Here is a 22054-nt window from a genome sequence, read left to right as displayed (position 1 = left end):
GGGGGGGGGGGGGGGGGGGGGGGGGGGGGGGGGGGGGGGGGGGGGGGGGGGGGGGTGTGGGGGGGGGGGGGGGGGGGGCCCCCCCCCCCCCCCCCCCCGCGACCCGGCCCGCGTGCCGCTCGACCATCGACTCGAAGGTCTGCCGCGCCGTCCGCCCGTTGCCGAACGCCGGGCCCTTCGGCAGCTTCTCGAAGTACCTCAGCAGGGCGTCGTCCGCCCCGTCGGCGAGCCGGTACTCGTGCTCGTCGGTCTGCTGCCGCACGATCCGCAGCAGCTCCTCCGGGGTGTAGTCGCCGAAGCTGATGGTCCGGGAGAAGCGGGACGCCACACCGGGGTTGACGGTCAGGAACCGCTCCATCTCGGCGGTGTAGCCGGCGACGATCACCACGACCGCGTCCCGGTGGTCCTCCATCAGCTTCACCAGGGTGTCGATCGCCTCGCGCCCGAAGTCCCGGCCCGAGTCCTCCGGCGACAGCGCGTACGCCTCGTCGACGAAGAGGACGCCGCCGCGCGCCCGGTCGAAGGCCTCCTGGGTGCGGATCGCCGTCGAGCCGATGTGCTCGCCGACCAGGTCCACCCGGGAGACCTCCACCAGGTGCCCGCGCTCCAGCACCCCGAGCGCGGCCAGGATCTCGCCGTAGAGGCGGGCGACGGTGGTCTTGCCGGTGCCCGGGTTGCCGGTGAAGACGAGGTGGCGGCGGACCGAGGCGGCCTTCAGACCGGCCTCCTGCCGTTTGCGGCCCACCTCGATCATGTTGGTGAGGGTCCGCACCTCCAGCTTGACGCTGTCCAGGCCGACCAGCGCGTCCAGCGCGCCGAGCACGTCCTCGGAGGAGCGGGGAGCGGGCACGGTGACGGACGCCGGGGCCGGAGCGGCCGCAGGGGCGGGTGCGGCGGCGGTACGCGGCGGGGGGTAGGCGCCGAGCAGGCCGGGGGAGTGCTGGGCGGCCGTCAGGACCGGGGCCGGCACGACCGGTTCGGGTACCGGCGGGGTGCGGACGGCGCTCTCGTCGCCGGTGCAGTCCTCGACCGTGGGTCCGTCCTCGGGGAACTCGTACCCGCCGCGCGCGCAGCGCTCGGTCCGGCAGCGGCGCAGCACGGTCCGGCAGCCGTCCATCACGTGGAAGCCGTAGCCGCCGCTGCCGGTGACCCGGCAGCCGTGGAAGGTGCCGCGGCCCTCCGCGGACACGTAGAAGCCGGCCTCGGCGGGGGAGGTGACGACACAGCGCTCGACCGTGGGGTCGGCGCCCTTGGTGACGATGACGCCCGTCTGCACGGTGTCGATCGTGCAGTTGGCGAGGGTGCCGCCGCTGCCGTGGTCGCGGAACCAGGCGCCGGTCGACGCCTCCTTGATCCGGCAGTCGTCGAGCTGGGCGGTGGCGCCGTCGCTCACCGACACGGCGGTGTTCCGCACCTGGGTGAGATCGCTGTCCACGACGTCCACCCGGGAGCCGCGGTCGAGCACGAAGAGGGCGTCGGGCACGTCGTGCACCCGGCAGGCGTCGAGGACGGCGCAGGCCCCGTCGCTCACCCAGACCGCCGGATAGTCGCCGGTGCTGTCGTGGATCTCGCACTGGTGGGCGTCCACGCGCGTGCCGGGGTCCCAGACGGAGAGGCCGTTGCGCCCGAAGCGGCGCACCGTCGAGCGGGTCAGCGTGAGCACCGAGCGGGACCGCAGGTCCACCGCGTTCTCCGGCACGTCGTGGATGTCGCAGTCGGAGAGCGTCAGCACGGCGTCGGTGTCCAGGGTGACGCCGTCGGCGGAGGTGCGGTGGACGGAGGAGTCCACGAGGTGCGCGCTGCCGCGGCCCGCGATCTGCACGCCGGCGCCCTTGATCTCGTACACCTCGCAGCCGACGCCCTCCAGGGCGCTGCCCTCGCCGGTGACGGCGATTCCGGCGCCGGAGGCGTGGTGCACCCGGCAGCGTTCGAGCCGCGGGTGGGCCCCGCCGCGCACCGACACCCCGGCCTGGCCGGCGGAGACGACCTCGCACTCCTCGAAGACGCCGCCGGCACCGTCGACGGTCGCGATGCCGACGCCGGCCGGGTTGTCCACGGTGCAGCGGCGGACGGTCGGGCGGGCCTGCCCGCGCACCTCGATCCCGGCGGCGGAGCGGGTCATGATCCGCAGGTCGAGCAGTTCCGGCGTGCCGTCCTCGACGAGCAGCGCCGGGGCCGCCACGTCCTGGCCCTCGATGTGCAGGTCCTGGACGATCGCGGACGCGCGCAGCGTCAGCGGCACCCCGTCCGGCGGCGCGATCCGCACGGGCCCCGCCCCGTCCTCCGGCCCCCGCAGGGTCACCGCCCGGGTCACGACGAGGTTCTCGCGGTAGGTGCCGGGCGCGACGGTGAGGACGTCGCCGTCCCCGGCCGCCTCCAGGGCGGCGGCGAGGGAGGCGTACTCGCCCGTGCGGCGCCGCCACCGCGACGTGCCGGTGTGCGTCACCTGGACCGTGCCGTGTGCCATGGGTGTGCTCTGCCCCCGCCTCGTGCGATTGGATCCAGGATCCGGTCTCCTGGATGGTGGATCCGATGCCCCACCGTAGCGCGCGTGGAGGCGCGGGGTTGACGGGTCGTCGAGCCGCACCCGTACGGGGCACGGAAGGCAGGGTTCCGGTCGCCGTCAGCTGCCGGTGCCGGTGCGGCCCCAGTCGGGGCCGACCGAGGCCCAGGCGCGGTCGAGGCGCGCGTACCGGCGGAAGCGCAGCCGCCGCATCACGAGCCGCCGGACGAGTTCGACGCCGAGCCCGGCGAGAACGGCCGCCGTCAGGCCGGCGACCCAGGCGTGGGCGCGGGCGGTGTCGCGGGCCAGGGGGGCGGCGACGGCGCGGCCGTCCCGGTCGGTCCAGAGCCGGAAGGTGTCTCCGGGGGCGTCGCTGCCCCGGGAGGTGGTGACGGTTCCCGTGCGGGAGGTGCCGTCGGGCGCGGCCCAGCGGGCCACGACCGCGCGCCGGAACCGCTGCTCGGAGGTCCGGGCCTCGGCCGCGAGGGCGGGAGGGGCGGGGCGCAGGACCCGGGCGGTGGTCTCGACCCGTCCTTGCTGCTGGGCGCGGACCGCGCGCTGGAGGGACGCCTGGGCGGAGGAGCCGGCCGTCCAGCCGGCCAGGGGCACCCCCACGCACAGCAGGACGACGGCGGCGAGCGCCACCCACGCCTCGACCAGGTCCGTGGTCCGGCGCAGGGGATTGCGCCGCCAGCGCCAGAGTCCGGAGATCGCACGCATGCCGGAACCCCCTTGTTCGTCGTTCCTCGGACGAGTCTGCCCGCGCGGCGCCGGGTTCGCCTGTCGAGAGCGGAGGGGGTGGGGCGGTGCGGGTCAGTCGAGGATCTTCACCGGGTCGCCGACGCGGACGGTGCCGCGGTGCTCGGGGACCACGTTCTGGCCGAAGACGAGCTTGCCGTCCAGCCTGCGGTGCGCGGCGAGCGTCCGGAGCGGTTCCTTGCCGCGCGCGGCGGTGGTCTGGTCCGTGGTGGTCACGACGCACCGTCCGCACGGCTTGGCCACCCGGAAGGTCACCTCGCCGACGGTGAGGCGGGTCCATCCGTCCTCCGCCCACGGCTCGGTCCCGCCGACGACCAGGTTCGGCCGGAAGCGGCTCATGGGCAGCGGGCCCTCGGCGGCGTGGTCGCCCCGGGCGATCAGCGCGTTGAGGGCGTCGAGGGAGGCGGCGGAGGTGACGAGCAGCGGATAGCCGTCGGCGAGGCTCACCGTCTCGCCGGGGAGCGCGTACGCGGGATCGACGGGGCGCCGGTGCTCGGGCGCGTCCAGGTGGACCAGGCGCGCGTCCGTCTCCAGGAAGGCCGAGAACCAGACCGCGGCCGTCTCGCCGGCGGGGACCGTCTCCACGGGCTTGTCGAAGATGTCGACGGTGAGCGTGGCCGAGGGCTCCGGCACGGCGACCACGAGGGGATCCCGGCCGGGCGCGGTCAGCCGCAGACCGCCGTCGGCGAGGGGTACGGCGGTCGCGAGGGCCAGCCGGGGGTGGCGGCGCTGGGTCATGACCGTGCCCCGGGCGTCGACGACGGCCCAGCGGCGGTCGTGCGCGAGGCCCCACGGCTGCACCTCCGCCTCCGCGCGGTCGAGCGCGCGGAGGGACTTCACCGGGTGGACGTGGACGGAGCGGAGGACGGGATCAGGCATGTCCTCATCCTGCCAGCCGCTCCGTCCCCGGTGAGACCTGAGCCGGGCGGGCCCGTCAGTAACCGCCGCCCTGGTAGGGACGGTTGTACGGGTCCTGGTACTGCGCGGGAGCCGGGACCGGCGCCGGTGCGGGGCGCGGGGCGGCGGGGCGCATCGCCTCGTAGCCGCCGGCCATCGGGCGGGCCGGCTGCGGGACCGGTCCCCCCGGGTAGCCGCGCGGCGGGGCGGGCTGCTGCGGGATGTACGGCGTGGGCGCCGGCTGGAGCGGCGCGGGCGCCATCTGCGGGGCCGCGTGCGGGTACCCGTACCCACCGCCCTGGTAGGCGGGCGCCGGATGGGGGGACGGCGCGGACGGGAGGGCGGGCAGGGCCGCCGGCAGCGCCGGCAGATAGGAGCCCGTCGGGGCGGGCGCCGGATAGCCGAGGGGGGCCGGGTATCCGGTGGGGGCCTCGTACGCGGCGGGCACTCGGATCGGGGCGATCTGAGGCGTGCCCCGCTCCGCGACCAGGGAGTCGTAGATAGGGGTGTCCGGGAAGGACGGCGCGGTGTGGTAACCGCCTCCATAGCTGGAGCGGGGGGAGGTCATGGCACATAAGTTAAGCCCACGATCTGCCGATTGGGGAGCCTGCTCATCACCTTCTTTGACAGGCTTCTGACGGCAGTGGATCCCCAACCAGAGCGAACATGTCAAAATCGGGCACATTCTTGTCCCATGATCGCGTAAAACCCGAGCTGGGAGGGGGTTACCGGCAGGTTGCCCCGTCAGGCGCCGAGAAGCGCCTCCGGTATGAAGAACGGATAAAGAAAAGGCGACCGGAAGGAGTGAGGGAAGTGATCTTGGGTATGCCGAATCGTCAATCCCGCGCCACGGCGCACGTCGCGCACGCGCCGAATTCGCGGCGTTACTCCCCGTGTCGGGAAGCGAATTCCCCGCCCCCCGCGCCGGCGCTTCCCGAGTAGAAGCGCCCCTTCCACGCCCCGCCGCGTCCCCGGTAGTGCCGTACCGCCGAATCGACCGTCATCAGAAGGTAGAGGAAGGCCGTGAACGGCAGCAGCGGCGCCGTCCACGGGGGCAGGCGGTAGTAGCGGAGCATCGGCAGGTACGTCCCCGCCATCACGGCCCACGCCGCACCGCCCGCCCACGCGGCCCGCGCGTCCCCGGACACCACCCCCGCCGTCAGCGCGACCGGCGGCACCAGATAGACGAGCGCGAGCCCGGCGACCGTCCCCAGGAGCAGCGGCGGGCTGTACCGCAGCTGGGCGTACGCGCTCCGCGCCACCATCCGCCACAGCTCCCCGAGCCCCGGGTACGGGCGCACCGAGTCCACCCGCTCGGCCAGCCCCAGCCAGATCCGGCCACCCGCAGCCCGCACCGCCCGCGCCAGCGCCACGTCGTCGATGACCGCCGTGCGGATCGCGTCCGGCACCCCGGCCGCCACCGCCGTCTCCGTCCTCAGCAGCACACAGCCGCCGGCCGCCGCCGTCGCCCGCGGCCGGTCGGCGTTGATCCACCGGAACGGATAGAGCTGGGCGAAGAAGTAGACGAAGGCCGGGACCACCAGGCGCTCCCAGCCGCCGGCCACCCGCAGCCGCGCCATCTGCGAGACCAGATCCCGGTCGTCGCCCAGGGCGGCGGCCACGAGCCGCCGCAGGCTGTCCGGCTCGTGGGCGATGTCCGCGTCCGTCAGGAGCAGGAACTCCGGCCCCCGCGCGCGTGCAAGCGCCATCCCGTGCCGCAGCGCCCACAGCTTCCCCGTCCACCCCGGCGCGGGTTCCCCCGGCGACGCCACCGTCAGCGGCAGCCCGCCGTGGCGCGCGGCCAGGCCGGCGGCGAGGCGGCCCGTCCCGTCCGTGCTCCCGTCGTCCACCAGGACCACCTCGGCCCGGCCGGGATAGTCCTGGGCCAGCAGCGACGGCAGGCTCAGCGGCAGGACCTCGGCCTCGTCCCGCGCGGGCACGACCACGACGACGCCGGGCCATCCCTCCGGGTCCACGCGCGCGGGGGAGAGGACCCGTCGGGCGCGGCCGCCCCGCGGCAGGCGCTGGTCCGTGCGCCAGAAGAAGCCCTGACCGAGCAGGAGCCAGACCCAGACGACCAGGGAGGCGGACGCGAACCAGGCGAGGATGCTCATTTGCCGCAGTCTGCCCCAGAAAGGCGGGGATACAGGGGCCATCGGCTAGGGTGACCGGGTGAAGATCGCGCTCATGGACTCCGGAATCGGCCTCCTCCCGGCAGCCGCCGCGGTGCGCCGGCTGCGTCCGGACGCCGAGCTGCTCCTCTCCAACGACCCCGACGGCATGCCCTGGGGGCCGCGTACCGCCGAGGACCTGACCGGACGGGCGCTCGCCGTCGCCCGCGCCGCCTCCGACCGCCGGCCGGACGCGCTGATCGTGGCCTGCAACACCGCCTCCGTCCACGCCCTCCCCGCCCTGCGCGCCGCCCTCGAACCGTCGATCCCGGTCATCGGCACCGTCCCCGCGATCAAGCCGGCCGCCGCGGCCGGCGGCAAGGTCGCCATCTGGGCGACCCCCGCCACCACCGGCAGCCCCTACCAGCGCGGGCTCATCCGCGAGTTCGCCGCGGGCGCCGAGGTCACCGAGGTGCCCTGCCCGGGCCTCGCCGACGCCGTCGAGCACGCCGACCCCGAGGCCATCGACCGGGCCGTCGCCGCCGCCGCCGAGCTCACCCCGCCGGACGTCCGCGCCCTCGTCCTCGGCTGCACCCACTACGAACTCGTCGAGGACCGCATCCTCGCCGCCCTGGCCCCCCGCCGCCGCCCCGGACTGCCGCCCGTCGTCTTCCACGGCTCCGCCGACGCGGTCGCCGCCCAGGCGCTCCGTCGCATCGGCGCCGCACCGGCCCCCGCCGCCGACCCGACCGGCACCCTCTCCGTCCTCCTCAGCGGCCGTCCCGGCTCCCTCCCGGCCGCCGCCCTCGACTACGCCGCCGGACGCCTCCTCGCGGCCGCCCCCGCGCCCACCGCCTGACCTGTGGCTCCGGGTGACCGGACCACTCCTCTCCGTCGCGCTGAACTTCGCACCACTGGGTAATCTTCCCGATATGAGGCATTTCAGGAAGCAGCGCACCGGAGGCCCACCGACAGCCGTGTGGACCGGCCGCGCCACCAACCGCTTCCAGTGGATCGCCGCCCTCGCCGGCGCCGCCTTCATGGCGCTCGGCATCACCATCGCCGTCGAATCCGCCTGGACCTCCGGCATCCTGGCACTCGCCATGGCCGTCGTCGGCTGCCTCGCGGCCGGACTCCTCGTCCTCTTCGGCACCCTCGCCTTCGTCCACGTCGAGGTCCGCGTCGACGCGGACGCCATGGAGGTCCGCTGCGGACACATCGGCGTCCCGCGCCGGACCATCCCCTTCACCGAGGTCCTCGACGCCGACTACGCCCCCAGCGTCACCCCCCGCCACTGGGGCGGCTGGGGCTACCGCTGGCGCCCCGACCGCGGCACGGCCGTCGTCGTCCGCCGGGGCGAGGGCCTGGTGCTCCTGCTCGCCGACGGACGCACCTTCACCGTCACCGTCGACGGCGCCGAGGGCGCGGTCGACTCCATCCGCCACCACCTCCGCCGCCCCGCCCCGCCCCAGACCCCCGCCGGCGCCTGACCGGCCCGCGCGCGTACGGTTCGTCGCCTTCGCCGACCGGACCGGGCGCCGGGCCCGTCCCCGTACCGTGCCGGACCAGGCGTCAACAGGGTCGCCCCGTACACTCCGCAAGGTGAGCACCACCATCTCCCCCGAAGCCGCCGGAGCCGCCGACGACGCGTCCGCGAGCGAGGACCGGCCGCGCCGCTTCGGCCGGGCCACGCGGTTCGTCCGCCCCGGAGCCGCCCTGCTCTCCGGCGTCCTGCTCTACCTGAGCTTCCCGCCCCGCCCCCTGTGGTGGCTCGCACTGCCGGCCTTCGCCCTCCTCGGCTGGAGCCTGTACGGGCGCCGCCTCCGCGCGGGCTTCGGTCTCGGCCAGCTCGCCGGACTCGGCTTCCTCCTGCCGCTCCTCGTCTGGACCGGCGAAGAGGTCGGCCCCGTGCCGTGGCTCGCCCTCGCCGCGATCGAGGCCCTCTTCGTCGCCGTCGTGGGACTCGGCATCGCCGCCGTCTCCCGGCTCCCCTGGTGGCCCGTCTTCGCCGCGGGCGTGTGGATCCTGGGCGAGGCGGCACGCGCGCGCGTGCCGTTCGGCGGCTTCCCCTGGGGCAAGATCGCCTTCGGCCAGGCCGACGGCGTCTTCCTGCCCCTCGCCGCCGTCGGCGGCACCCCGGTGCTCGGCTTCGCGGTCGCCCTCTGCGGCTTCGGCCTCTACGAGGCGATCCGCGTCGTCCGCCTCCACCGCGCCACCGGCACCGTCCCGCGCGGACCGCTCGCCGCCGCCGCGCTCTCCGTCCTCGTCCCGGTCACCGGCGCCCTCGCCGCCCTGCCGCTCGTCAGCGACACCGCCGAGGACGGCACCGCCACCGTCGCCGCCATCCAGGGCAACGTCCCCCGCCTCGGCCTCGACTTCAATTCCCAGCGCCGCCAGGTCCTCGACAACCACGCCGCCCGCACCCGCGAACTCGCCGAGGAGGTCGAGGCCGGGACGAAGCCGCAGCCGGACTTCGTCCTCTGGCCGGAGAACTCCTCCGACATCGACCCCTACGCCAACCCCGACGCCGCCGCCGTCATCGAGGGCGCCGTCGACGCCGTCAAGGCCCCCACCGTCATCGGCGCCGTCATCGCCCCGCCCACCGGGAAGCTCCGCAACACCCTCATCCAGTGGGAGCCCGGCCGAGGGCCCGTCGCCACCTACGACAAGCGGCACGTCCAGCCCTTCGGCGAGTACATCCCGATGCGGCCGGTCGTCCGCCTCTTCAACAGCAACGTGGACCGCGTGGCCCGCGACTTCGGCCCCGGCGACAAGGTCGGCGTCTTCGACCTCGCCGGCACCAAGGTCGGCCTCGCCACCTGCTACGAGGCCGCCTTCGACTGGGCCGTCCGCGACACCGTCACCCACGGCGCCCAGCTGCTCACCGTCCCCAGCAACAACGCCACCTTCGGCCGCAGCGAGATGACCTACCAGCAGCTCGCCATGTCCCGGGTGCGGGCCGTCGAGCACAGCCGGGCCGTCGTCGTCCCCGTGACCAGCGGCGTCAGCGCCGTGATCCGCCCCGACGGGGAGATCGTCTCCCGGACCGAGATGTTCACCCCGGACTACCTCGTCGAGGAGGTCCCGCTGCGCTCCACGCAGACCCCCGCGACCCGCCTCGGCACCCTCCCGGAGGCCCTGCTCGCCGCCGTCGCCGCCGCCGGACTCGGCTGGAGCGCGGTCCGCGCCGTACGGGCCCGCCGCGCGCGGTCCTGAGCCCGGGGACGGCCCCGGACGGATGATCTAGGGTCGGCCCATGGCAACCCCTGACTTCATCCGAGAGCTCCGCAAGACCGCCGGGCACCAGCTGCTCTTCCTGCCCGGCGTCAGCGCCGTCGTGTTCGACGACCGGGGCCGGGTCCTGCTGGGCCGACGCGCGGACACCGGGGCGTGGGCCGTGATCGGCGGCATCGTCGAACCGGGGGAGCAGCCCGCGGACTGCGCCGTCCGCGAGGTCGAGGAGGAGACCGGGGTCCTGTGCGTGCCCGAGCGGATCATCCTCGTCGAGACCCTGCGCAAGCCCGTCGTCTACGCCAACGGCGACATCTGCCAGTTCCTGGACGTGACCTTCGCCTGCCGGGCCGTCGGAGGCGAGGCCAGGGTCAACGACGACGAGTCGATCGACGTCGGCTGGTTCGAGATCGGCGCCCTCCCCGAGATGAAGCGCTTCTCCCACCGGCGGATCGAGAAGGCGCTCGGCGACGGACCCACCTCGTTCCGCACCGCGCACGCACCCTGAGGCCGGACGCGCGCCGCCCCGGACGCGCGAGGTCCACAGAGTCGTCCACAGGAGCCGTCCACAGGAGCTGTCCACAGGGCTGGTGCGCCCCCTCCTCCGCCGGGTATCCCTGTCTCCATGTCCCACGAACACGTCTCCTACCTGGAACTCCTCGCCCGGGGAGCCGCCACGGAGGCATACGACCGGCCCGCGCTCCTGGCCCGCGCGAGCGGCGCGGGTCCCGAGGCGCTGGCCGGGCTCGAAGAGGCCAGGCAGCTCGCCCTGCGCGTCCGCGCCGAGCTGGAGGGCCGGCGACGCCGCGAGGCCGAGCTGTCCGCCCTCTTCGCCACCGCCCACGACCTCGCGGGACTCCGTGACCTCGACGCAGTGCTGCGCGCCATCGTCCAGCGCGCCCGCGCCCTCCTCGGCACCGAGGTCTCCTATCTGAGCCTCAACGACCCCGTGGCCGGCGACACCTACATGCGGGTCACCGAGGGCTCCGTCTCCGCCCGCTTCCAGCAGGTCCGGCTGGGCATGGGCGAAGGACTCGGCGGCCTCGTCGCGCAGACCGCCCGCCCCTACGTCACCGAGGACTACTTCGGCGACGCGCGCTTCCAGCACACCCGCACCATCGACACCGCCGTCCGCGACGAGGGCCTGGTCGCCATCCTCGGCGTGCCGCTCACCCTCGGCAGCCAGGTCATCGGGGTGCTCTTCGCCGCCGACCGGCGGGCCAGGGTCTTCGAACGCGAGCAGGTCGCCCTCCTCGGCTCCTTCGCCGCCCACGCCGCCGTCGCCATCGACACCGCCAACCTGCTCGCCGAGACCCGCTCCGCCCTCGCCGAACTGGAGCGGGCCAACGACATCATCCGCGCCCACAGCGCCGTCATCGAGCGCGCCGCCGAGGTCCACGACCGCCTCTCCGAGCTGGTCCTGCGCGGCGGCGGGGTCCACGACGTCGCCGGGGCCGTCTCCGAGGTCCTCGGCGGCACCGTCGAGTTCACCGAGACCACCGCGGGCGCCGCCCGCCGCGCGGGCGGACACGCCGTCCGCGACGGCGACGACTGGGTGGCCGCCGTCTCCGCCGGAGGCGAGCACCTGGGCGCGCTCGTCCTGCGCGGCAGGCCCGACCTCGACCCCGTCGACCTGCGCACCCTGGAGCGGGCCGCGCTCGTCACCTCCCTGCTCCTGCTCGCCCGCCGCTCGGCCGGCGAGGCCGAGCAGCGGGTACGCGGCGAGCTGCTCGACGACCTCCTCGACGCACCCGACCGCGACCGCGGCCTGCTCCGCGAGCGCGCCGCCCGCCTCCGTACCGACAGCGACGCCCCGCACGTGGTCCTCGCCGCCCGCGTCGACCGGGCCGCCGCCGACGGGGGCGGCGAGCCGCCCGGCCGCGAGAGCGCCGACCGGCAGCGCCTCAGGTCCGCCGCCTCCCACCTCGCCGCGACCCGGCGCGGCCTCGCCTCCGACCGCGACGGCGGGACGGTCCTCCTGCTGCCGCTGGGCCCCGGCGAGGACGCCGCCGAACTGGCCCGCCAGACCGCCGCCCACCTGGGCGGAGCCCTGCGCGAACCCGTCACCGTCGGAGCCTCCGCGCCGGTACGGGCCCCGCTCGACCACCCGGACCAGGTGGCCGGCGCCTACCAGGAGGCCCGCCGCTGCCTCGACGCACTGCGGCTGCTGCACCGCGCGGGCGAGGGCGCGGCGGCCGAGGACCTCGGCTTCCTGGGCCTGCTGCTCGCCGACAGCCGGGACATCGGCGGCTTCGTGGAGCGCACGATCGGCCAGGTCGTCGCGTACGACCGGCGCCGGGGCACCGACCTGCTGCGCACCCTGGACGCCTACTTCGCCAGCGGCATGAGCCCCGCCCGTACCAAGGAGGACCTGCACGTCCACGTGAACACGGTCGCGCAGCGCCTGGAGCGGGTGGGCCGCCTGCTCGGCCCGGACTGGCAGGCGCCCGCCCGCGCCCTGGAGATACAGCTGGCCCTGCGCCTGCACGCCCTGTCGGCTCCGCCCGCCGGCCGCTGACCCCGCACCCGGGGGTGCGGCGCGCCGCACCCCCGGGTGATCAGCACGGAGGCCCGGATCGTGCTACGGTGGACTTGTTGCAGTTGTGGTACCCATGAACCTATGTGCGCCTGACCGGAATGCTTTTCCGCAGGCGCATATTTCGTTTTTACCGGCATCTCCGGATGGGGCCTCTGCCTACAGAAGGAGAAGGTCATGGCACAGGGAACCGTGAAGTGGTTCAACTCGGAAAAGGGCTTCGGCTTCATCGAGCAGGACGGCGGCGGCCCGGACGTCTTCGCCCACTACTCGAACATCGCCACCCAGGGCTTCCGTGAGCTCCAGGAGGGCCAGCGGGTCTCGTTCGACGTCACGCAGGGCCAGAAGGGCCCGCAGGCGGAGAACATCGTCCCCGCCTGATAGCCGGACGTTTTCCGTCGCTCACCGGGGTTCGCACCGTCGCGGTGCGGACCCCGGTTTGTGCTGTTCGAAGAAAGGCAGAGAAACCTATGTCCCGCAGGCCCCGGAAGCCGAGCAAGCGCGGCTCCGCCCCCTCGGCCCCGGCCTCGTCCCCGGCCTCGTCCGGCGAGTTCCGGATGCCCGAGAGCGCGACGCCCGCCCTCCCCGCCGCGGAGGACTTCGCCGCTCTGGACATGCCCGCGGGGCTGCTGGCGACCCTCACCGCGCAGGGCGTGACCACGCCCTTCCCCATCCAGGGCGCCACCCTGCCCGACTCCCTCGCCGGCCGTGACGTGCTGGCGCGTGGGCGCACGGGCTCCGGCAAGACCCTCGCGTTCGGTCTGGCGCTGCTCGCCCGGACGGCGGGGCTGCGGGCGCAGCCCAAGGCGCCGCTCGCGCTGGTGCTCGTGCCGACCCGCGAACTGGCCCAGCAGGTCACGGACGCCCTGGCGCCGTACGCGACCGCGGTGAACGTGCGGCTCACCACCGTCGTCGGCGGGCTGTCGATCACCAAGCAGGCCACCACGCTGCGGCGTGGCGTCGAGGTGGTCGTGGCGAGCCCGGGCCGCCTGAACGATCTGGTCGAGCGGGGCGACTGCGTCCTCGACGACGTCCGCATCACGGTGCTGGACGAAGCCGACCAGATGACCGACATGGGCTTCCTGCCGCAGATCACCAAGCTGATCAAGCAGGTGCGGCCGGACGGGCAGCGGATGCTCTTCTCCGCCACCCTGGACCGCAACATCGACCAGCTGGTGAAGCGCTTCCTCACCGACCCGGTGGTGCACTCGGTCGACCCGTCCGCGGGCGCGGTGACCACGATGGAGCACCACGTCCTGCACGTGCAGGACGCGACCGACAAGAAGGCCGTCACCACGCGGATCGCGGCCCGTGACGGCCGGGTGATCCTCTTCCTCGACACCAAGCGGTCGGCGGACCGGCTCGCGAAGCGCCTGCTGTCCGTCGGCGTCCGCGCGGCGGCCCTGCACGGCGGCCGGACCCAGCCGCAGCGGAACCGGACCCTGGAGCAGTTCAAGACCGGCCAGGTCACGGCGCTGGTGGCGACGAACGTCGCGGCCCGCGGCATCCACATCGACGACCTCGACCTGGTCGTGAACGTGGACCCGCCGGCCGACCACAAGGACTACCTCCACCGTGGTGGCCGCACGGCCCGCGCCGGCGGCTCCGGCAGCGTCGTGACGCTGGTCCTGCCGGAACAGAAGCACGAGTTCAGCCGGCTCATGAAGGACGCGGGCATCGCCCCGCGGACGACCCGCCTCCGGTCCAGCGACGAGGAGCTGGCCACCCTCACCGGCGCCCGCGAGCCGTCCGGCGTCGCGGTCACCATCGAGGTGCCCCAGCCGACCGCGCCCGCGTCCTCCCGCCCGGCCCGCAAGTCCACCGCCGAAGGCGGCCGTCCCTCCCGGCGGCGTCGCGGTGGCGGCGGCGCGACGGCGCAGGCCGAGGCTCCCACGCGTACGGGTGGCCGCGGCGCCGGCCGCCGGACCGCCGCGGGTGCCGCCGGCACCGGTGGTACCGGTGGGACCGGTGGCGTGAAGGCCGGCGCCGGCGGCCGGGCCACCGCGGGCGCGAAGGCGTCCACCGCGGGCGGCGCCGGGACCGGCGGCCGCGTCCCCTCCCGTCGTACGGGATCCGGCGGGGCGGCCAAGGGCGGCGAGGCGGGCGCGAAGGCCGGCGGCCGGAGCGCCGACCGCCGTCCGCGCCGCCGCACCTCCGCCCAGGGCGGTACGTCGGAGCGCTGACGCCCTCCGGCGTGTTCCTGCGAGCGCACGGGCCCGGCTCCCCTCGGGGGGCCGGGCCCGTCGCCGTCACGGGGCCGCTCCGCGGGCCGCAGTCGCGGTCGGCGGCGGCCCGTCCGCCGCGGTAGGCGGCGAACCGTCAGTCGAGGTAGTCGGCGACGAGCTCGGCGAACGCCTCCGGGGTGAGGACCTCCACGCCGAGCTTCTCGGCGGCGACCGCCTTCGAGCTGGGCCGGCCGCCGGCGGCGGGCGCGGCGACCAGACAGCTGGTCCTGGCGTTGACCCCGCTGCCGGCCCGGCCGCCGGCCCGCTCGATGAGCTCGTTCATCTGCGAGCGGCCGTAGCCGTCCAGCCTGCCGGTCATCTTTCCGGTGACCACCACCGTCCTGCCGGCCAGCGGCCCTGCGACGGGCGCGGAGCCCTCGTCGGCGGCCCCGGCGGCCCCGGCGGGAGCACCGGGCGCCTCGGGCTCGGTCATGTTGACGCCCGCCGCGATCAGCTTGTCGACGACCGGGGCGAGGGCGGCCAGCTCGGCCACGACCACGGGCGCCTTCTCCGGGCCGATGCCCTCGACGGCCAGCAGGTCCTCGGCGCTCGCCGCGCGGATCGCCTCCATCGTGCCGAAGTGGGCCGCGAGCCGCCGCGACATGCGACGGCCGGTGCCCCGGACGCCGAGCGCGCAGAACACCCGGCTGAGCGGGCGGCTGCGGGCCAGCTCGAACTGCTCGACGAGCTTCGCGCCGCGCCGGGCGCTGCCCGCGGCCACCGTCAGCTGCTCCTCGGTGAGGGTGAACAGGTCCGCCACGTCCGTGACCAGGCCGGCGTCGATCAGCGCCTTCACGTAGGTCTTGCCGAGGCCGTCGATGTCCAGGACGTCGCGCCCGGCCGCGTACTCGATCAGTGGGGCCAGCGCGCAGCCCGCGCCCTTCGCGCACCGCCACCGCTCCTGGCTCTTGTCGATCTCGCCCGCGCAGTTCGGGCAGACGGCAGGCAGCGGGACCGGTGCGGCGCCCTCCGGGCGGAGCTCCACGACGGGCGCCTGGACGCGCGGGATGATGTCGCCGGCCTTGTGGACGGTGACCGTGTCGCCGAGGTGGAGACCGCGGCGGGCGATGTCGGCCGGGTTGTGCAGGGTGGCGCGGGAGACCGTGGAGCCGTCGATCTCGACGGGGTCGAGCACGGCGGTCGGCGCGAGCACGCCCGTGCGGCCCACCTCCCACACGACGTCCCGCAGCACGGTCTGGCGCTCCACGGCCGACAGCTTGTAGGCGATCGCCCAGTAGGGGAAGCGGCTCCCCAGCCCGGCCTCGGCCTGCTCGGCCGCGCTGTTCGCCTTCACGACCACGCCGTCGATGCCGAACGGCAGCCCGGCGCGGAGCGCGCCGATCGCGTCGACCCGCTCCTGCGCCTGGGCGATGGTGTCGACCACGTGCAGCCCGGCCGGGGTGTCGGCCGTCGTCCGGACGCCGGCCGCGGCGACCGCGGCCAGCACCTCGGCGTGCGTCGCCCCGGCGGGGAGAAACGATCCGCCATCCAGCTCGACGGCGCCGTACGCCCAGAACGTCATCTCCAGCCGGTACGGCCGGTCCTTCGCCCGCAGGGTGCCCGCGACCGCGTTGCGCGGGTTGGCGAACGGCGCCCCGCCGTGCGCCGCGCGCACCTCCTGCGCCGTCTCGAACTGCTCCCGCGTGAACAGCACCTCGCCCCGGACCTCGAAGGTCACCGGCTCCGGCAGCCGCTCGGGCAGACCGACCACCGAGCCCACGACATGACTGACGTCCTCGCCGTGCGTGCCGTCGCCGCGGGTGACGACCTGGGTGAGCCGGCCGTCCCGGTACCGGGCGGCGACGGCCGCCCCGTCCAGCTTCGGCTCGACCGTGAACCCGCCCTCGACGGCCCGGCCGAGGCGCCGCTGGAGCGACGCGTCCCAGGCGATCAGCTGCTCGGGTCCGAAGACGTTGTCGAGGCTGAGCAGGCGCGTGGTGTGCGCGACGTCGCCCTCCGGCGCGGCGCCGTCGGCGACCAGCCCCGTCGGCGACCCGGGCGCCTCGCCCGGGTGATCCGCCTCCCACGCGAGCACGGCCAGCCGCAGCGCGTCGTACGAAGCGTCGTCCAACGGGCTGTTCTCTCCCGCGTAATAGGCGCGCGACGCGGCGCGCAGCCGCCCGAGCGCGTCCTCGTAAGCGACGGAACCGGACAGGACAAGGTGCGCCTCGACGGCGGGAGATGAGGTCATGGACTCATCTTGGCGCCAGGGTCTGACAACGCCCTCCCACAGCGGAGCGGGCAGGCGAGCGGGCAGGCGAGCGGGCCGACGAACGGGACGAAAGCAGGTGGGGCGGATGCGTCGGGGACCCTACGATCCCGGAGTGCGTCCGACGTCGATAACTTCAGCGGGTCACCGCCCCCCATCATCCCGCCCCGCTCCCACGAGCCCCGAGGCGGCGCTCGAATCGGCCGCCGCAGCCGGCGGGCCCCCACCGGAGTGGCGGGAGTGGCCGAGCGAGGTGCTGGTGCCCGCGGTGCGGGTCGCGCTGTCGGCGGCGGAGCTCGTACGGGATCCGGGGGTGCTGGCGCGGGAGGAGCGGGGCGAGGCGCTCTACCAGGCCGTGCGGGCCGCCGAGCCCGGCGACGCGGTGGAAGCCGCCGCGCTCGTCCGCGCGCTGGCGGGCAGCGCGGACGCCATGCTGGAGGGGGAGGCGGTGCGGCTGGCCCGGTCGGGGCTGCACCGCCGGCTCCTCGATCCGGCCTTCGTCCGGGAGATGCTGACGGGGCTGCTCGGGGCGCGCGCCGGGGATGTCGTGAACGGCGCGCTCGCCGCGCTCGCCGAACCCTGGGCCGCCGTCGAGCCGCTGCCGCCCGCCCGCCTCACCGGGCTCCTCGGCCCGGTCACCGCCGACGCCGCGCTGACCACCGCGGCCGCCCACGGGCTGGGGGAGGTGCTGTGGAGCGCCGCGCTCGATCCGCACCAGGCGCCCGGCGTACGGAGGCGTGCCCTGGCGCTGTACGGGGAGACCGCGCGGCGCGAGGACGTGCGCGCCGTCCTCGACCTCGCCGGGGAGGACCCGCTGCTGCTCGCCGGCCCGGGGACCGACTGCCTGCGCGCGATGCACCGGCGCGGCCACTTCGTCACGGACCCCGACGTCCCGGCCGTGCTGGCCCTCGCCCTCGCCGACCACACGATCCCGGCCCGCACCGTGGCGACCGTCCTCTTCACCGCCCGGCGCGAACTGCTGCGCCTGCTGGTCGACACCGCGCCGCACGACCCCCTGTGGCCGCGCCGGCTCGACCTTCTCGTCGCCCTGGACGGACAGGGCGTCGGCGGTCTGCCGGTGGCCGCGGAGATCGCACGCGTCCTGCCGCTCGCCTCCGCCCCCGGTCCGTTCCTGCGTGCCCTGCGCGCGCTCCGCGACCCCGGGACCGAGGACGCCGTCCTCGCCGCCCTCCCGCACGCCCCCGCCGACGCGCTCGACGCGCTGGAGGCCGTCGGCGGGGAGCGGACGGTACGCGTCCTGGGCGCGGCCCTCGGCCTCGACGGGCCTCCGGAGCCGACGCCGGCCGAGCGCGCGGTACGGCCCTTCCGGCACCGGGCCCTGGAGCTGGTCTGGCTGCTGGCCACGGATCCCGAGGTGCGGCGGCGGCTGCTCGTCCGGGTCGACGCGGCCGAGCTGCCACGCCGGATGGCCGCCGACCTCGGCGGACCCGACGAACGCGAACTCGCCCTCCTCGCCGCGCACCTGGACCCGGCCCGCCCCGTCGCCGCCCTCACCCGGCTCGCCGCGCACGCGGGCCCGGACCTGCTGCCCGTCCTCGCCGACCTGCTGCTGCGGATCGCGGGGGAGGCCGCCTCGGCGTGGGAACCCGGCGGCGAGGAGCCCGTACCCGGCGCGGAACCGGTGGTGCCGACCGAGGCCGACGAGGCGCTGCGCGGCCTCGGACGACGGCTGTACGAGCGCGGCCGGATCCGCCCGCTGTGCCTCCTGGACGTCCCCGACGCCGACGCCGCCGGGCAGGCGCTCGTCACCGACCTGACCCTCGGCCTGCTCGACAGGGACGGGCTCACGACGGGCGAACAGACTGTCCTTCTGCGCCTGTTGACCGACCTCCCGCGCGCGCCCCACCCCGTGGTCCGGCGCCGGGCGCACCGGTTCCTGCGCCACCCCGACCGGCACGTGCGCAAGCACGCCGTCGTCCTCCTGGCGCGCGACACGGAGGGCGACGGCGTCGAAGCCGTGTCGGCGACGCTGCTCGCGCTGACCGGACCCGACCGCGACCCCCAGACCGTACGCCGGACCCTGGAGGCCCTCGGGGACGCCGGGGCGCGCTGGGCGTCCGACGCGATCGCCGCCTGCCTCGACCACCCGACCATGAACGTCCGCAAGACGGCCGCCCGAGCCCTCGCCACCGCCGGCACCGCCCGGGCCGTGCCCCGGCTCCTCCACCGCCTCGGCCGCGACGACAACCCCGGCCTGCGCACCCTCCTCCTCGACGCCCTCCGCGCCCTCCTCGGCGACGCCCTCCCCGCCACGGTCACGGCCGCCGCGACCGGCACGACGGACGCCCGCGTCCGTGACCGCCTCCTCGCCGCGCTCGCCGCGCTCCAACCCGAACCCGACCAGGACGCGACCGACCTCGAACGCCTGGCGGAGCACGGCTGGGACCCGGACGCCGCCCTGCGGCTCGCCGAACGCCACGCGCCCGGCGGGCCCGCCGCCCTCCGCGCCGCGCGGCTGCGGGCGACCCGCCCGTACCTCCCCGAGTGGCTGGCGCTCGCCGCCGGCTCGGAGCGGGCCCGGCGGGCCGTCCTCGGGCTGCTGCCGGATCCGCTCTGCCCCGGCCCCCGTCCGGCCCACGAACGGGACACGCTCGCCCGGCACGTCACCGTCCTCCTCGACGGCCTCGCGGAAGCGGAGGGGGAGACCCGGGACGGGCTCATCGGCCTCCTGGAGACGATCGCGGAGCGCCCCTCCGTCCGCTCGCACGTCACCGCCGCCGTCAGATCGTCGCCCCCGCCGCGCCCCGGCCGGCGGTCGACGCTGAAGCTCCTCCGGCTCGCCGGAGCGGTCGTCGTCCGCGCCGACCTCGACCGAGAGCTCGCCGTCGCGGCCCTGGACCCGGACCCGCGCCGGGCGGGTGCGACGCTGCTGAGGAACGCGTTCGAGGTCACCGAGCCGACCGCTCGGCGGACCTGGCACCGCGAACTCGCCGCCGCCGCACGGGATGTGCGCACCCTGTCCGCCTACCGCGCCCGGGGAGAGGCGGCCGGATCGCGCGAGCTGCTCGCCGCCCTCATCGAGGTCCATTCCGAAGCGCCCCGGGACGTCCAGGCCGCGCTGCTCGACTGGATGACGGACCTTCAGCCGCTGGGCGCCCCGCCCTGGACCCTCACCGAGGACGCCCGCGCCGCGAACTCCGCGCCCCGCGTGATCCACCCCGCGGACCTGGACCAGCCGCGCTCGGCCGCGCAGCGGGAACGCCTGCTCGCCCTGCTCGCCTCCGGCACCCCGGAGCAGCGGAACACGGCCGCGCACGCCCTCCTCTCCTGGCCCGAGCCGGGGGCGCGCGCCGCCGTCCTCGACGCGTACCTGAACGGCCGGACCGACGCACCCGTCACCGGCGCGCACCTGACCGCGCTCGGCCACGCGCTGGCGGAGGCCGATCCGGAAGCACTCCTCGACGGCGCCGGAACCGCGCGGCCCGCCCGAGTGGCCCGGATCGCCGCCGGCGTCGACGCCGGACGGCTCCGACGGCTCCTCCCGGTCCTCCTCGACCTGTGGCAGCACGGGCCCGAGGGCGCGCGGGCGGACGCGCGGGTCGCGCTGCGCCGCGTGCCGGCCGACGTCCTGGCCGTCCACCTCGAACCCCGCCTCGCGCTGGGGGAGTCGGGCCTGCTCGACCTGCTCGCGGGCCGGCGTCTCCAGCGCACCCCGCTCCTCGACCGGCTGAGCGAGCGGCACCCAGGGACGCGGCTCGTCCTCGTCGACGGCCCGCTGCCCGGCCCGGCGGCCGCCGAGCGCAGCGCCTGCGCACTCCGCACCCTGCGTGAACGCGCGCCCGCACCCGTACCGGCGGGATCCCCCGCCCCGTCCTCGTACGAGGAGCTGGTCACCCTCCTGCGGTCGCCCGAGCCCGCGCGGATCCGGCGCACGCTGGCCCGGCTCGCGGAGCGCTCCGCCGTGCTCGAACCGGCGCGCCTCGAAGAGCTGCTGCGGGAGCTGCTGGCGCACCCGGAGACCGGCGTACGGCTGCACGCGCACCGGACCTCGCGGGCGCTGCTCGACCGGGAGGCACACCTGCGGCTGACCGAGCTCCTGCTCGGCGACGCGCGGTCCGACGTGGTGCGCGGGGCGATCCGGGTGCTGTCGCGGGCGCGGTGGACGCCGGCGGTCCCGGCGTTCGTCGCGCTCCTCGACCACGGGCGGGCCACCGTGCGGCGGGATGCGGAGGAGGCCGTCCTGCACGCGGGACCGGCCGCCGTCCCGCTGCTGCGCCGGTCCGTCTCCCGCGCCCGCCCGGACCGCCGGGCCGGCTACGAGCGCCTGCTGGAGCGCATCAGGGAGGCGGAACCGGAACCGCGGTAGGCGGACCCGGCGGAGGGGCGAGCGGCGAGCGGCGGACGGGCGCGGGAACGCCGCGGGGGCGGCGTACGCCGACGGGTGTCGGGTACGCCGCCCTGGCGGCCGGGAGAGCCTGGGTCACCTGGGGTCGCGGTTGAAGACCGACTTCGACCAGAGGTAGCCGAGGACCGTGAGGCCGGCGCACCAGGCCACCGCGAGCCAGCCGTTGTGGCCGATCTCGGTGCCGAGGAGGAGGCCGCGGAGGGTCTCGATGGCGGGGGTGAAGGGCTGGTACTCGGCGATCGGCTGGAACCAGCCGGGCATCGAGTCGATCGGGACGAACGCGCTGGAGATCAGGGGGAGCACGATCAGCGGGAGGGCGTTGTTGGAGGCGGTCTCGGCATTGGGGGAGACCAGGCCCATGCCGACGGCGATCCAGGTGAGCGCGAAGGCGATCAGGGCGGTGAGGCCGAAGGCGGCGAGCCATTCGAGGGCGGTGGCGTCGGTGGAGCGGAAGCCGATGGCGACGGCGACGGCGCCGACGAGGACCACGCTCATGAGGCACTGGAGGACGCTGCCGACGACGTGCCCGACGAGGATCGAGGGCCGGTGGATCGCCATCGTCCGGAAGCGGGCGATGATGCCCTCGGTCATGTCGTTGGAGACGGAGACGGCGGTGCCGACGACCGTGCCGCCGATGGTCATCATCAGGATGCCGGGCACCACATAGGCGACGTACGCGGCGCGGTCAGCGCCCGCGCCCATGCCGGCGCTCATCACGTCACCGAAGACGTAGACGAAGAGCAGCAGCATCATCACCGGGGTGAGCAGCAGGTTCAGCGTCAGGGACGGGTAACGCCGGGCGTGGAGGAGGTTGCGCCGCAGCATCGTGGACGAGTCGCGGACGGCGAGGGAGAGGGCGCTCATCGGGTGGACTCCTGCTTCTGGTCGGACGGGCCGGCCGGGCCGGTCTGGTGGGGGACGTCGCCGGCGGTGAGGGCGAAGAAGACGTCGTCGAGGTCGGGGGTGTGGACGGTGAGCTCGTCGGCCTCGACGCCGGTGGAGTCCAGCCAGTCGAGGATGGCGCGCAGCTCGCGCTGGCTCGCGCCGCTGGCGATCTGGAGTTCCAGGGACTCGTCGTCACGGGTGACCTCGCGGAGGGCCGCGGCGGCGGCCTGGTACGCGGTCGGGTCGGTGAAGCGGAGGCGGACGTGGCCGCCGGGGATCTGGCGCTTGAGCTGTTCGGCGGTGCCTTCGGCGACGATGCGGCCGCCGTTGAG

The 22054-nt window shown here is 75.7% G+C and carries 16 protein-coding genes; 8 read left to right on the top strand and 8 right to left on the bottom strand.

Annotated features, from left to right (window positions below; genetic code table 11):
• From ACFYT9_RS39380 to ACFYT9_RS39360, 5 genes are all read right to left on the bottom strand, one after another.
• Nucleotides 1-2467 (bottom strand): right-handed parallel beta-helix repeat-containing protein (locus ACFYT9_RS39380; protein ID WP_389171973.1); only part of this gene is annotated, 2467 nt, incomplete at its 3' end.
• Between the two features lie 156 nt (nt 2468-2623).
• Nucleotides 2624-3223, bottom strand: a complete 600-nt coding sequence (locus ACFYT9_RS39375; protein ID WP_389171970.1) for a hypothetical protein — start codon at nt 3221-3223, stop codon at nt 2624-2626.
• 93 nt (nt 3224-3316) lie between these two features.
• Nucleotides 3317-4141, bottom strand: a complete 825-nt coding sequence (locus tag ACFYT9_RS39370; RefSeq protein WP_389171968.1) for an MOSC domain-containing protein — start codon at nt 4139-4141, stop codon at nt 3317-3319.
• A gap of 55 nt (nt 4142-4196) precedes the next feature.
• The gene (locus ACFYT9_RS39365) at nt 4197-4727 is read right to left on the bottom strand and encodes a DUF6643 family protein (RefSeq protein ID WP_387275997.1); all 531 of its coding nucleotides are present in this window, start codon (nt 4725-4727) and stop codon (nt 4197-4199) included.
• Between the two features lie 316 nt (nt 4728-5043).
• Nucleotides 5044-6273: a glycosyltransferase gene (locus tag ACFYT9_RS39360; RefSeq protein ID WP_389171965.1), complete on the bottom strand. Its 1230-nt coding sequence runs from the start codon at nt 6271-6273 to the stop codon at nt 5044-5046.
• Between the two features lie 58 nt (nt 6274-6331).
• Between ACFYT9_RS39360 and ACFYT9_RS39355 the strand changes: the two genes are divergently transcribed.
• From ACFYT9_RS39355 to ACFYT9_RS39325, 7 genes are all read left to right on the top strand, one after another.
• A complete protein-coding gene (locus tag ACFYT9_RS39355; RefSeq protein ID WP_389171962.1) occupies nt 6332-7129 on the top strand; it encodes a glutamate racemase in 798 nt (265 codons plus the stop codon).
• A gap of 73 nt (nt 7130-7202) precedes the next feature.
• Complete coding sequence (locus ACFYT9_RS39350; RefSeq protein ID WP_376602949.1) at nt 7203-7760, top strand: hypothetical protein; 558 nt, start codon at nt 7203-7205, stop codon at nt 7758-7760.
• A gap of 112 nt (nt 7761-7872) precedes the next feature.
• A complete protein-coding gene (lnt, locus tag ACFYT9_RS39345) occupies nt 7873-9486 on the top strand; it encodes an apolipoprotein N-acyltransferase (RefSeq protein ID WP_387275991.1) in 1614 nt (537 codons plus the stop codon).
• A gap of 40 nt (nt 9487-9526) precedes the next feature.
• A complete protein-coding gene (locus tag ACFYT9_RS39340) occupies nt 9527-10009 on the top strand; it encodes an NUDIX domain-containing protein (RefSeq protein ID WP_387275989.1) in 483 nt (160 codons plus the stop codon).
• 117 nt (nt 10010-10126) lie between these two features.
• The gene (locus tag ACFYT9_RS39335) at nt 10127-12019 is read left to right on the top strand and encodes a helix-turn-helix domain-containing protein (protein ID WP_389171958.1); all 1893 of its coding nucleotides are present in this window, start codon (nt 10127-10129) and stop codon (nt 12017-12019) included.
• Between the two features lie 195 nt (nt 12020-12214).
• Nucleotides 12215-12418 carry a cold-shock protein gene (locus tag ACFYT9_RS39330; RefSeq protein WP_007502648.1) on the top strand — a complete coding sequence of 68 codons (204 nt, stop codon included), beginning with the start codon at nt 12215-12217 and terminating at the stop codon, nt 12416-12418.
• 89 nt (nt 12419-12507) lie between these two features.
• A complete protein-coding gene (locus ACFYT9_RS39325; RefSeq protein ID WP_389171955.1) occupies nt 12508-14220 on the top strand; it encodes a DEAD/DEAH box helicase in 1713 nt (570 codons plus the stop codon).
• A gap of 136 nt (nt 14221-14356) precedes the next feature.
• On the opposite strand, the gene ligA is transcribed toward ACFYT9_RS39325, so the two are convergent.
• On the bottom strand, nt 14357-16453 hold the full coding sequence (gene ligA / locus ACFYT9_RS39320) for an NAD-dependent DNA ligase LigA (protein WP_389171952.1): 2097 nt from the start codon (nt 16451-16453) through the stop codon (nt 14357-14359).
• 271 nt (nt 16454-16724) lie between these two features.
• On the opposite strand from ligA, the gene ACFYT9_RS39315 reads away from it, so the two are divergent.
• The gene (locus ACFYT9_RS39315) at nt 16725-20798 is read left to right on the top strand and encodes a HEAT repeat domain-containing protein (protein WP_389171949.1); all 4074 of its coding nucleotides are present in this window, start codon (nt 16725-16727) and stop codon (nt 20796-20798) included.
• A 114-nt stretch (nt 20799-20912) separates the two neighbouring features.
• On the opposite strand, the gene ACFYT9_RS39310 is transcribed toward ACFYT9_RS39315, so the two are convergent.
• Nucleotides 20913-21701, bottom strand: a complete 789-nt coding sequence (locus tag ACFYT9_RS39310; protein ID WP_376602965.1) for an ABC transporter permease — start codon at nt 21699-21701, stop codon at nt 20913-20915.
• The coding region (locus ACFYT9_RS39305; protein ID WP_376602964.1) for a DUF4162 domain-containing protein at nt 21698-22054 on the bottom strand (357 nt) is incomplete at its 5' end. The genes ACFYT9_RS39310 and ACFYT9_RS39305, both read right to left, overlap by 4 nt.

Origin of the sequence: Streptomyces sp. NPDC004435, assembly GCF_042873895.1 — a bacterium.
GTDB lineage: Bacteria > Actinomycetota > Actinomycetes > Streptomycetales > Streptomycetaceae > Streptomyces.
Note: the sequence above shows the minus strand (reverse complement) of the source record. Positions and strands in the feature narration are given on the sequence as shown.